11 protein-coding genes are annotated in these 11,734 nt (G+C 73.1%); 3 read left to right on the top strand and 8 right to left on the bottom strand.

Features of this window, described 5'->3' with window-relative positions:
* Positions 1-684 (bottom strand): HAMP domain-containing protein (locus tag ACIQ9G_RS20605; protein WP_403611362.1); only part of this gene is annotated, 684 nt, incomplete at its 3' end.
* A 725-nt stretch (positions 685-1,409) separates the two neighbouring features.
* Between ACIQ9G_RS20605 and ACIQ9G_RS20600 the strand changes: the two genes are divergently transcribed.
* The 3 genes from ACIQ9G_RS20600 to ACIQ9G_RS20590 all read left to right on the top strand — a co-directional run bounded on the left by ACIQ9G_RS20600 (position 1,410) and on the right by ACIQ9G_RS20590 (position 2,869).
* Positions 1,410-1,781 (top strand): PRC-barrel domain containing protein, encoded by a 372-nt coding sequence (locus ACIQ9G_RS20600; protein ID WP_403611359.1) that lies wholly within the window; start codon positions 1,410-1,412, stop codon positions 1,779-1,781.
* Positions 1,782-1,934: 153 nt separating this feature from the next.
* Positions 1,935-2,306, top strand: a complete 372-nt coding sequence (locus ACIQ9G_RS20595) for an STAS domain-containing protein (protein WP_403611356.1) — start codon at positions 1,935-1,937, stop codon at positions 2,304-2,306.
* Entirely contained in the window at positions 2,303-2,869 is a 567-nt protein-coding gene (locus ACIQ9G_RS20590) for an ATP-binding protein (protein WP_403611353.1), read from the top strand. The genes ACIQ9G_RS20595 and ACIQ9G_RS20590 overlap by 4 nt, the downstream gene beginning before the upstream one ends.
* 377 nt (positions 2,870-3,246) lie before the next feature.
* On the opposite strand, the gene ACIQ9G_RS20585 is transcribed toward ACIQ9G_RS20590, so the two are convergent.
* From ACIQ9G_RS20585 to ACIQ9G_RS20555, 7 genes are all read right to left on the bottom strand, one after another.
* Positions 3,247-3,681 carry an ATP-binding protein gene (locus tag ACIQ9G_RS20585; RefSeq protein WP_392196629.1) on the bottom strand — a complete coding sequence of 145 codons (435 nt, stop codon included), beginning with the start codon at positions 3,679-3,681 and terminating at the stop codon, positions 3,247-3,249.
* A gap of 153 nt (positions 3,682-3,834) precedes the next feature.
* A complete protein-coding gene (locus ACIQ9G_RS20580) occupies positions 3,835-4,275 on the bottom strand; it encodes a hypothetical protein (RefSeq protein WP_403611350.1) in 441 nt (146 codons plus the stop codon).
* A gap of 133 nt (positions 4,276-4,408) precedes the next feature.
* The gene (locus ACIQ9G_RS20575; RefSeq protein WP_403611346.1) at positions 4,409-6,316 is read right to left on the bottom strand and encodes an AMP-dependent synthetase/ligase; all 1,908 of its coding nucleotides are present in this window, start codon (positions 6,314-6,316) and stop codon (positions 4,409-4,411) included.
* 181 nt (positions 6,317-6,497) lie between these two features.
* Positions 6,498-7,586 carry a glutamate--cysteine ligase gene (locus ACIQ9G_RS20570; RefSeq protein WP_403611344.1) on the bottom strand — a complete coding sequence of 363 codons (1,089 nt, stop codon included), beginning with the start codon at positions 7,584-7,586 and terminating at the stop codon, positions 6,498-6,500.
* Positions 7,587-7,729: 143 nt separating this feature from the next.
* Positions 7,730-9,958 carry a 1,4-alpha-glucan branching enzyme gene (gene glgB, locus ACIQ9G_RS20565; protein WP_403611342.1) on the bottom strand — a complete coding sequence of 743 codons (2,229 nt, stop codon included), beginning with the start codon at positions 9,956-9,958 and terminating at the stop codon, positions 7,730-7,732.
* A 4-nt stretch (positions 9,959-9,962) separates the two neighbouring features.
* Positions 9,963-11,351, bottom strand: coding sequence for a maltokinase (locus ACIQ9G_RS20560; RefSeq protein WP_403611339.1), 1,389 nt, complete (start codon positions 11,349-11,351; stop codon positions 9,963-9,965).
* Between the two features lie 29 nt (positions 11,352-11,380).
* Positions 11,381-11,734 (bottom strand): alpha-glucosidase C-terminal domain-containing protein (locus ACIQ9G_RS20555; RefSeq protein ID WP_403611337.1); only part of this gene is annotated, 354 nt, incomplete at its 5' end.

Genomic DNA, 11,734 nt, shown 5'->3' with positions numbered 1-11,734 from the left:
CTCGCCGCGGGCGTCGACGGTGATCTTCTGGGACAGGTCGCCCTTGGCCACCGCCGTCGTCACCTGGGCGACGTTGCGGACCTGGTTGGTCAGGTTGCCCGCCATGAAGTTCACGGAGTCGGTCAGGTCCCGCCACACGCCGGCCACGCCGGGCACCTTGGCCTGGCCGCCGAGTCGTCCCTCGGTGCCGACCTCGCGGGCGACGCGGGTGACCTCGTCGGCGAACGCGGAGAGCTGGTCGACCATCGTGTTGACGGTCTCCTTCAGCTGGAGGATCTCGCCGCGCGCGGGCACGTCGATCTTCTGCGAGAGGTCGCCCTTGGCCACCGCCGTCGCCACCTGCGCGATGTCGCGGACCTGGGTGGTGAGGTTGCCCGCCATCGCGTTCACGGAGTCGGTCAGGTCGGCCCAGGTCCCGGACACGCCGGGCACCTCCGCCTGCCCGCCGAGCGTGCCCTCGGTGCCGACCTCCCGGGCCACGCGGGTGACCTCGGAGGTGAACACGGACAGCTGGTCGACCATGCCGTTGAACACCGTGGCGATGTCGCCCATCAGTCCGTCGGTGTCCTCGGGCAGGCGCGTACCGAAGTCGCCGTCCCGCACCGCCGTCAGGCCCGCCAGGAGCTGCCTCAGCTCCTGATCGCCGGGCAGGGCGTCGACCACCTCGGTCCTGTCGCTGGTCATGCGCATCCTCGTCCCGCTCCCCTGGAGTCCTCCTCGTGAGAGGACTCGGACCCTCACCGGCCCGGAGGGCTCGGCTTTCCAGCTCGCATTTCCGCAGTTCACGGAATCTGCACGTTTGTAAAAATACGCCGAAGGCTAACTCACCCCGAGTGCTCCGAACAAAACCTTCCGGCGCACCGCGAGCCCGGTTCGAACCGTCTGCGCCCGTTGTACACGAGCGTGGATATCCAGAGTACGGGAACGCCCTTGCGAACCGGTCGTGACCTGCGGCGCCGGGCCGCCGGCGGGGGCCGGGGCGCGCGGCCGCGACACGCTCCCCTTCGGCGCCGAACGCGCCCGGTCGGCGCCGGACCGCGCTCTGCCCGCACCTTTCCCGGCTCCGGGGGCAGTCCGGCCACGGACTGCAAATATGTCCACATTTCCGCGCCCGTCCCCCGCCTTTCCGCGGGCGCGGGACCGGCCTCGGCCGTGGTGCGCGGGGCCGACGAGGCAGGCCCCGCCCCCATCTGACCCGGCGTCGGGTGGCGTGCCCGCCCGCCGGCCACGACCGGCGCCCCGAACTGCGCTCCGCCCAGGGGAGGGAGACCGGCGAACACGCCGAGATGCCGCCCTGCCAGGGCCGAATGCGACTGCGACGGCAGGGTAGTTGCTGCAAGAAGGGCCGTGAGGCGGGACCGCCCGCCCGCGGACTCGTGACTTTTTCGTCCGGGGAGCTGAGGAGCAGCGTGACCATCGACAGAATCTGGTCGTACCCGCCGCAGGTCGGTCGTGTCGGGGGACAGGACCTGACCGGTTTCACCGTCGTCGCCGCCGACGGCACGATCGGACATGTGGACCGGGAGGCCGATCCGTTCGGGATGCGGCACCTGGTCGTCGACACCGGTGTCTGGGTGTTCGGCAGGAGCGTGCTCGTGCCGGTCGGCGTCGTCACCGGCATCGACACGGACGACCGGAAGGTGGAGGTGGCCTGCTCCCGAGGGGAGATCAAGGCGGCGCCGCGCTTCCGGATCGACAGCGAGACGATGGACCCGGACTACCTGACCCGGGTGGGCGAGTACTACCACTCGCTCCCGCCGCGTACGGCGGCCCCCGCCTGACGGCGGACGGGACGTGTGGGACCTACGGCCCGTGACCAGGGGTGAGCGGGGCGCGAAGGGCGTCGGGACCGGACCCGGGAAACCGCTCCTATGCTGGAGCGACGCGCGCGACGCGTGCCGCGGAGCGGAGAGCAGAACAGAAAGAGTGTGCCGATGAGCGACGAGCGGGAGCCCGCCGTGGCGTCGTCCGTCCACGGGAACGCCTTCGTCGTGACCGTGAGTGGCGACATCGACGGCGACAGCGCCCCTCCGCTGGTCGAGGAACTGGCCGCCGGTCTGCTCGCCGGCACCCCGCGGACCGTCGTGGACCTGTCGGAGACGACGTTCGCGGACTCGGCCATCCTGCACGCCCTCCTCGAGGCCCGGCAGGCGCACCGGGCGCACGGACTGCTCCTGGTGCTGGCGGGGCCGTTCGGTGAGAGCGTGGAAAGGCTTTTTGACGTGACAGGAACCGCGGGGTACTTCGTCCTCGCCGAGAACGTCTTCACGGCGGTGGAGGTGCCCCGGGCAGTGACGGACCGGTGACAGAGGGCGAGCGCCCCGGGGCGGAGCCCTGCGCCGAGCGGGCGGATCCCGGGGACACGGCACCCACGGACCGAACCGGCACGGCGGGCGCCGCGCCGGCCGCTTCCGCATCCGCGGCCGAGGGCCCGGGCGCCGCGGTCCGGGTGACGAGTGCCGCGGCGGCACGCGCGTACGCGCGGTCGGTCGTGCGCGAGGAATGGAACTCCTCCTCCCGCCGGGCGCGGGAGGAGGACGTCATCGACCTGCTGCTCGTCGTCTCGGAGATGGTCACCAACGCGATCCGGCACGGTGAGGGGATCGCGGGTTTCGAGGCCGTCTCCACGGCCGACGGCATCCGGCTGGCCGTGCTCGACAACAGCGACGTCGTCCCCGAGGTCGCCTACGGCTCCGGCGCGCTGCCGCTCGGCCACCAGGGCAGTGGGTACGGCTGGCCGCTGATCATCCGCCTCGCGCGCGAGATCGTCATCGACCGCAGGCCCGGAGGCGGCAAGACGATCAAGGTGCTGGTCCCGCTGCGCGACGCCGCCGGCGGCCTGCCGCCGAAGGACGGCCGGGCCGGCTAGCCGGGGCCCCGCGCGGGCGTGCCCGGCGTCCGGAGGCGTGCCGGGCGTGATCGGCGAAGAGAACCGACGGCCGGAACCCATCGGCGGAGTGGACCGACGGTCGTAGGGCACCGGCGGAGTGGACCGACGACCGGCCACGTGACGGCGGAGTGGACCCACGGTCGGAACCCGTCGGCGGCGAGAACCGCCGGCCGGGACGCACCGGAGGAGAGAACCCGCGGGCGGAAGCCGTCGGCGGAGTGGACCCGCGGTCGTAAGGCACCGGCCGAGTGGACCCACGGTCGTAGGGCACGGAGTGGGCCGACGGCCGGCAGCGTAACGGCGGAGAGAACCCCCGGCCGGCAACGCACCGGCGGCCAGGGTCCCCCTGGGAGAAGTCACCAGGGGAGAAAGACGTGCACGTCCTTGCCGCGGTCGTGCGTCACGACGCTGACCTGGTCGCACAGCGTGTGGACCAGGTGCCAGCCGATTCCGCCGCCACCACGGCTGGGGTGGAAGGGCCGGGGCGCCGGCGGTGTGGTGCTGGTGTCGCTCAGCGTCACGTGCACCCCGTCGAAGGTGCGGCGCATCCGCAGTTCGAAGGGGCCCGGCGCGTACTGCACGGCGTTCGCCGCGAGCTCCGTGACGACCAGCAGGATGTCGTCCCAGTGCTCGGGGGCCGTCGGCGGAGCCGAGCGCGCGAGCTCGTCGATGAACTCCTCCGCGGCGAGACGCGCACCCGTCACATGGTGCAGCTCACCCGCGAAGCGAGCGGTGCGGCTCGGAATCCCCTCGGTTGCCAGTGTGTCGTCCCAACGCGGCTCGGTTCCCATCTCGCCTTCCAGGCCCGCCGTGGTGGCCGGGCTGTCGACCTTTCTTTCCCTTGCGTCCCCTGTCTTGTTCCCATGGGTGCGGACCCTACGCGTGGGTCAGCAGTGGGACCGGTCGCAGGGGAGTCAAGCGGCGATCAAGGCCCGTAGCCCGTCTCAGGCGGCCGCCCGGCGCGCGCACAGCCGGACGTCGTGCACGGACCCGCGGGACTCCCAGCCGCGCAGACAGCACGCCTCGTACAGCTCCTGCCACGTGCGCGTCGCACCGGACGTCCGCCGGGCCGCCGGGCGGGGTGCGCGAGCGCAGTCCGGTTCGTGGGCGGCACCCGCGGGGGCGCGCCAGAAGGAGCAGCACGGCCGGGCGGGGGCGACCGGCGGCGCGTCGCCCAGCGCGGCCCGCCGGGCACGCCGGTGCGAGTCGAGCAGCAGCCGGTGGGAGCGACCCGCCCGGGCCGCCGCCACCAGGAGCACCGGCACGCCGAGCGTCAGCACGGCGGCGGCCGCCCGCATCCCGTTGACGACATTCCACAGGCCCACCGCTCCGACGGCAACGGCCAGCAGGACACACAGAAGTTGGCGGCGGAGGTGACGGGACATCAACGACGGCTCCTCGCGGGGATCGGCACAGGTTCTCCTGTGCGCCTACGACGATCCGGCGGATGTAAACCCGTCGAGGTGCCCCGCGCCGTGCGTGACCGCCTTCTCTCCCGGGAGACCTCCCCGGCCCCGGTCAGCGGAAGACGTTGTCGGAGTCGTCCCAGTCGGCGGTCGCGTCATGGGGCGCGGGCCGGCGCGGACCGCGGCTGCGCGCCTGGTACATGGCGTCGATCTCGAACGCGTAGTGGCGCACTATGGCGTCCCTGCGCAGCTTCATCGACGGTGTCAGCAGCCCGCTCGCCACGTCGAAGGGCTCCGGGAGCACCCGGAAGACGCGGATGGACTCCGAAGGGGAGACGGCGCTGTTGGCGGCGGCGACCGCCCGCCCGATCTCCTCGCGCAGGGCGTTCTCCTCGCGCGCCTCGCGGCCCGCCGTGTCGCCCTGGAGTGCCAGCGCGGCCCGCCAGTGCGCCAGGAAGTCAGGGTCCAGCGTGATCAGCGCGCCCACGCAGGGGCGGTTGTCGCCCACCACCACCGCCTGATGGATCAGCGGATGCATCCGCAGACGCTGCTCCAGCAGGGCAGGCGCCACGCTCTTGCCGCTGCTGGTGATGATGATGTCCTTCTTGCGCCCGGTGAGCGTGAGATAGCCCTCAGCGTCCAGGTGCCCGATGTCCCCGGTCGCCAGCCAGCCGCCGCGCAGCGCGGACCGGGTGGTGGCCTCGTCGTTGACGTAGCCCTGGAAAACCGAGGGCCCCCGCACCAGGATCTCCCCGTCGTCGGCCACCTGGATCTCGGTGCCCGGCAGGGGCCTGCCCACGGTCCCGGACTTCTCCCGGCCGAGCGGCTGCATGGTGATCCCGCCCGCGGTCTCGGTGAGCCCGTACCCGTCGTGCACGTAGATGCCGATGCCCTCGTAGAACAGGGAGAGTTCGCGGCTGAGCGGGGAGCCGCCGGAGGTGGCGCGGACCACCCGGCCGCCGAGTGCCGCGCGCAGCTTGCGGTACACCGTCCGCTCGTACAGGGCGTGTTGCAGCCGCAGGTCGAATCCGGGCCCCGGGCCCCGGCCCAGCCGCTGCCGCTCCAGGGCCCCGGCGAAGTCGCGCGCGGTGCCGGCCGCCCGCTCGAACAGGGCGCCGCGGCCCGCCTGCTGGGCCGTGCGCAGGAAGGTCTTGTAGAGCTTCTCGAAGACGGACGGCACGGCGTAGAAGTACGTCGGCCGGAAGGTGCGCAGCGCCGACGCCAGCGAGGCGTCGGTGACATCGGGTTCGTGGCCCATCAGGATGCCGCCGCGGATGCACAGGCCCTGGATCATCAGGCCGTACACGTGGGAGAACGGCAGGAAGGCGAGGACCGCGGCCTGCTCGCCCGGGGGCGCGGCCGTGTGCCCCCAGCCCTCCAGCAGCGTGTCGCAGGGGCTGGCCAGCGCGCGGTGGCTCAGGGCGCATCCCATCGCGTGGCCCATCGTGCCGGAGGTGTAGGCGATCACGGCCGTGGCGTCCGGCAGGACGATCCGGCGCAGCGAGTCGACCGTGGTCGGCGGTATCACCGCGCCCCGCGCCACGAGGCGCGCCAGCGCCCCGTCGTCCAGCTGCCACACGTGCCGCAACTCGGGCAGCGTGGCGCAGACCGAGCCGACGGTCATGACGCCCTGCTCGTCCTCGACGACCACCGCCACGCACCCCGAGTCCCGCAGGATCCACTCGACCTGGTCGCGTGAGGAGGTCGGGTAGATCGGGACGACCTCGGCGCCCACGGTCCACAGGGCGTAGGCGATCACCGTCCACTCGTAGCGGGTGCGCGCCATGACCGCGACGCGGTGGCCCGGGGAGATCCCGGAGGCGACCATCCCCCTGGCCAGATCGGCGACCTCGTCCCGCAGTTCCACGGCGGTGACCTCCTCCCACGTCGCGGAGGCGGGGTCGGGCCGGCGGGCGAGCACGGGGTGGGTCGGACGGAGCTCGGCCGTCTCGAAGACGCTGTCGGCGAGTCCGCCGGTCATGGAGGAGACGGCTGAGGGAGCGAGGGCGAAGTCGCGCATGCACTGCTCCTGGGGTGTACGGAGGGTGACTTCGCCGACGAGTACCGTGTCGACGCTGGTCGAATGTAGCCCAGGTGAGCGTGCCGGGTGCCCCGAACGGGGAAGTAGCCCCGTTTCCGTGATCTACAGCGTCAGCGGGACCCGCCGGGGGGCGCGGAGGGCCCGCCCGCCGGGGGAGTCCTCACCTCTGGGTGAGGCGCACGCACTCGGTGACGACGTCCCTGAGGCTCCCGGTCCGCTCCATCAGTTCCCGCTGCACCCGGGCGCCGTTGCCCCGCCGCAGCAGCCCCGCCACGGCCTCCCGCACGCGCTCGTGATCGCCGGTGTCGGCGAGTGCCTCGCCGACGTGGTCGAGGAGGTCCCGCACCACCGACTCGGCCGGCCGCCGGCGCATGGTCGCCGGGTGCAGCAGCTCGCCCTCCAGACCGCCCCGACCCGCCTGCCACGCGGCCAGCCGCAGCAGGCTCACCCCGTGGTCGACCGGCTCCCGCCCCGCCCGCCACTCGCGCGCGGCCGTCTCCACCAGGGCGCGGGCCAGCGTGGCGATCAGCTGGGCGGTGTCCGCGTGCAGGCACACGTCGGAGACCCGGATCTCGACCGTCGGGTACCGCTCGGACAGACGCGCGTCGAAGTACACCATCCCCGCGTCGAGGATCACCCCGGTGGACACCATGTCCGCCACCCGCCGGTGATACCGCTCGGGCGAGCCGAACAGCTCGGTCGGCCCGGCCGACGGCCAGCGGCCCCACACCCGGCTGCGGTAGCTGGCGTAGCACGAGTCCGTGCCCTGCCAGAACGGCGAGTTGGCGCTGATCGCCAGCAGCGCGGGCAGCCAGGGCCGGATCCGGTCCAGGACCGCCACGCCCTCCGCGTCGGACTCCACGGCCACGTGCACATGGCAGCCGCAGACGAGCTGCTCCCGCGTCGCGATGCCGTACTGCTCGGCCATCCACTGGTAGCGGTCGTTCATCACGATGGACGGGCTGACCGGCAGCGGGGAGGAGGCCAGCGCGGCCACCGCGCAGCCGATCTCCCCGGCGTGCCGGGCCGCCTCCTTGCGGCAGCGGACGATCTCCTCGCCGAGCCGGGCCATGTCCGTCTGCGGATGCGTGGCGAACTCCAGCATCTGGCCGTACAGCTCCTTCTCGAACATCTCCTGGCCCGCGCCGTCCGCCTCGGCGCGCGCCAGCACCGCCGCGGACAGCGCCTTCGGCTCGCCGGTCTCCGGGTCGACCAGGAGGAGCTCCTCCTCCACTCCGACGGTGCGCACCCTCGCCGCCCTTCCTCCGTCCACGGCGACCCCGGCCGGTCGCCGGGTCGTACGACCCCGACTGCCCCCAGGACGGCCCGGGGACACCTGGGGCGCGGTGCCCGGGACCGCCGGAGGACGGCCGGGACACCACGGGGCCGGTCTCAGGGGGCGTACGGCGACAGCCAGACCGTGGCGAGGGGCGGCAGGGTCAGGCTGACGCTGCCGTCCTCCGGTTTGACCGGGTCGGGGTTGGTGACGTCGCCGCCGCCGTACCGGGCCGCGTCGGTGTTGAGCACCTCGCACCAGGCGGCGACGTCCACGGGGACGGGGAGGCGGTAGCCGGCGCGGACCACCGGGGAGAAGTTCGACACCGCCAGCAGCGGGGTGCCCTCGGCGTCGAACCGCAGGAACGCGTAGACGTTGTCGTCGGCGGCGTCCACGGCGACCCACCGGAAGCCCTCGGGCCGGGTGTCGCGCTGCCACAGGGCGGGGGTGGCCCGGTACCGCGTGTTGAGGTCGCGCACCAGGTTCTGCACCCCGCGGTGGTCGCCCGCGGCGCAGTACCCCTCGTCGAGCAGCCACCACTCCGGCCCGTGCTCCTCGGAGAACTCGCCGCCCTGCGCGAACTCCTGCCCCATGAAGAGCAGCTGCTTGCCGGGGTGGGCCCACATGTAGGCCAGGTACGCCCGGTGGTCGGCCCGGCGCTGCCACCAGTCGCCGGGCATCTTCGACACCAGGGCCCGCTTGCCGTGCACGACCTCGTCGTGGGAGATCGGCAGGACGTAGTTCTCGCTGTAGGCGTACACCATCGCGAAGGTCATCTCGTGGTGGTGGTACTTGCGGTGGACCGGCTCGTGGCTCATGTACTCCAGCGAGTCGTGCATCCAGCCCATGTTCCACTTCAGCCCGAAGCCCAGACCGCCCCAGTCGGTCGGCGCGGTCACCCCGCCCCAGGCCGTCGACTCCTCGGCGATGGTCACCACGCCCGGCGCCCGGCGGTACACGGTCGCGTTCATCTCCTGCAGGAACGCCACCGCGGCCAGGTCCTCCCGGCCGCCGAACTCGTTCGGCGTCCACTGCCCCGGCTCGCGCGAGTAGTCCAGGTAGAGCATGGAGGCGACCGCGTCCACCCGCAGGCCGTCGATGTGGAACTCCTCGCACCAGTACACCGCGTTCGCGACCAGGAAGTTGCGCACCTCGGTGCGGCCCAGGTCGAACTCGTACGTCCCCCAGTCCGGGTGCTCCGCGCGCTGCGCGTTCCCGGGTTCGTACAGCGGGTCCCCGTCGAAGCGGGCCAGCGCCCAGTCGTCCTTCGGGAAGTGGGCCGGCACCCAGTCCATGATCACACCGAGGCCGGCCCGGTGGCAGGCGTCGACGAAGTACCGGAAGTCGTCCGGCGAGCCCAGCCGCGCGGTGGGCGCGTAGTAGGAGGTCACCTGGTAGCCCCAGGAAGGGCCGAAGGGATGCTCGGCGACCGGCATCAGCTCCACATGCGTGAAGCCCATGTCCTTGGCGTACGCCGGCAGCTGCTCGGCCAGTTCGCGGTAGCTCAGCCCCGGCCGCCAGGACGGCAGGTGGACCTCGTACACAGAGAACGGCGCCTCGTGCACGGGGGTGTCCCCCCGGTGCGCCATCCACTCCTGGTCGCCCCACTCGTGGTGGGAGGCCGTCACCACGGACGCCGTCGCGGGCGGCTCCTCCGTGCGGCGCGCCATCGGGTCCGCCTTGAGGAACCGGTGGCCGTACTGCGAGGTGATCTCGAACTTGTAGCGCGTGCCCTCGCCGATGCCCGGCAGGAACAGCTCCCACACGCCCGAGGCGCCCAGGGAGCGCATCGGGAACGCCGTTCCGTCCCAGAAGGTGAAGTCACCGGCCACCCGGACGCCCCGGGCGTTCGGTGCCCACACCGTGAACCGGGTGCCGGCCACCCCCTGGTGGGTCATGGGCTCCGCGCCGAGCGCCTTCCACAGCTGCTCGTGCCGGCCCTCCCGGATCAGGTGCAGGTCCAGCTCGCCGAGGGCGGGCAGGAAGCGGTAGGGGTCGTGGACCTCGCGCTCGTCGGCGCCGTCCACCTCGTACGCCACCGCCAGGGTGTACGCGGGGACCGTGTCCAGCGGCAGGACCGCGGAGAACAGGCCGTCGCCCTCGTGGACGAGGGGGGTGCGTGCCCCGCCGGTCACCACGCTCACGGAGCGGGCGAACGGGCGCAGCGCCCGGACGGCGACGCCACCCGGGACCGGGTGCGCGCCGAGCAGGGCGTGCGGGTCGTGGTGGGCGCCGGACAGGAGGCGCTCACGGTCGGTGGGGTCCAGGGGCGCGGCCGCCGCGCCCGCGTCCGCGGACGCGGGCGGGCCGGACGGCTCGGGAAGTGACGTGTCGCGCAGTGCCACCGGTTCAGCCTCCTCTCACGGCGAGACGTTCGATCGCCGCCATCGGTACGTCGAGCCAGTCGGGGCGGTGCCGGGCCTCGTACAGCACTTCGTACACGGCACGGTCCGTCTCGTAGGCCCGCAGCAGGGCGTGTTTCTTACGGGGGTCCCAGCCGGCCCGGGACGCGTAGCCGGCGCAGTACGCCTCCCGGCAGCGGCGCGCCCACTCCGGGCGCCAGGGGCGGCGCTGCCGGGCGGCGTAGTCGAAGGAGCGCAGCATCCCCGCGACGTCCCGCACCGGGGACTCGGGGATGCGCCGCTCGGCGAGCGGACGGGACGGCTCGCCCTCGAAGTCGATGACGAACCACTCGCGTCCGGCCCGCAGTACCTGACCGAGATGCAGGTCGCCGTGGACGCGCTGGGGAGGCGGCCCGGCGTCGCAGCCGGCGAGCGCGGCGAAGGCGGTGCGCAGCCGGGAGGTGTACGGCCGGAGCGCGGGAACGCTGTGCGCGGCGGCCTCCAGACGCTCGGTCATCGCCGCCGCGGTCCGGGCGGTCTCCCGGTGCTCACCGGTGGGGAAGGCGGTCGCCAGCGCCAGGTGCACCTCCGCCGTCGCCTGCCCCAACTGGTGCGCCTGCGCGGTGAAGTCGTCCCCGGTGGTCAGCGCGCGCAGCGCGAGAGTCCAGCCGTCGGCGGCGTCGCGCAGGAACGGCTGGAGCACGCCGAGCGTGGCCTCCTCCGGCGGCGTGGTGCGCAGCCAGGCCACGGGGGCGGGCACGCGGGTGCAGCCCTGCCGGGCGAGCGCCCACGGCACCTCCAGGTCCGGGTTGACGCCGGGCTGGATGCGGCGGAAGACCTTCAGGATGAACTCGTCGCCGTACACGATCGAGGAGTTGGACTGCTCGGCGTCCAGCAGCCGCGGCACCAGATCGCCGGGGATGTGCACCGACCGGTCGGCCTCGAAGCGCAGCGGGCCCGCCGTGCCGGGGCGGCGCAGCCGCTCCAGCAGCAGCCGCGCCGAACGGGGGTCGTACAGCGCGTCGTAGATCGCCAGGCCCGCCAGCGGTCCCTCCACGGCCCGGCCGATGAACGCCCGGCGCAGCCGCGGGGCCAGTTGCTCGCGCACCCCGAGCAGGAGCTGGTAGCAGTCGGCGGGCGGCGGTGTGCCCGCGGGGGCGGGGACGCCCGCGGCCCCGTGGCCCGGGGGGACGCCCCCGTGATCGGCGTGGACCAGCAGGTGCAGACAGCCCGGGAACAGCTCCGTCATGGACAGCAGGCGCAGGTCGGTGACGGGCCGGTCCTTCCCGGCGAACCAGCGCTGGCGCGGGAGCCATTCGCGCAGCAGCCCGCCGAGCGAGGCCATCGGTCCGGCGAGGCCCGTGGTACCCGGCTGGAGGATTGCGGTCTTCGGCACGGTCGCGCCTCCTTTCGTCGGCCACACGCTCAAGCTCGCCGGCCGATCCGGGATGCGGCTCTGGTGAGGCGGAACCAGTAGAAGCCGTGTCCCGCGAGGGTCAGCAGGTAGGGGAGTTCACCGATGGCGGGGAAGCGCACCCCGCCGATCAGCTCGACCGGGTGCCGTCCGTCGTAGACGCTCAGGTCGAGTTCGGTGGGCTGGGCGAACCGGGAGAAGTTGTGCACGCACAGGACGAGGTCGTCCTTGTACTCGCGGAGGAAGGCGATGACCGCGGGGTTGGAGGAGTGGAGTTCGGTGTAGGAGCCGAGGCCGAAGGCGGGGTTCTGTTTGCGGATCTCGATCATGCGGCGGGTCCAGTGCAGCAGCGAGGAGGGCGAGGA

The sequence above is a fragment of the Streptomyces sp. NPDC096152 genome, assembly GCF_044763235.1.
In the GTDB taxonomy this organism is placed as follows: Bacteria; Actinomycetota; Actinomycetes; order Streptomycetales; family Streptomycetaceae; genus Streptomyces.
This window is presented reverse-complemented; position numbering and strand designations above follow the sequence as displayed.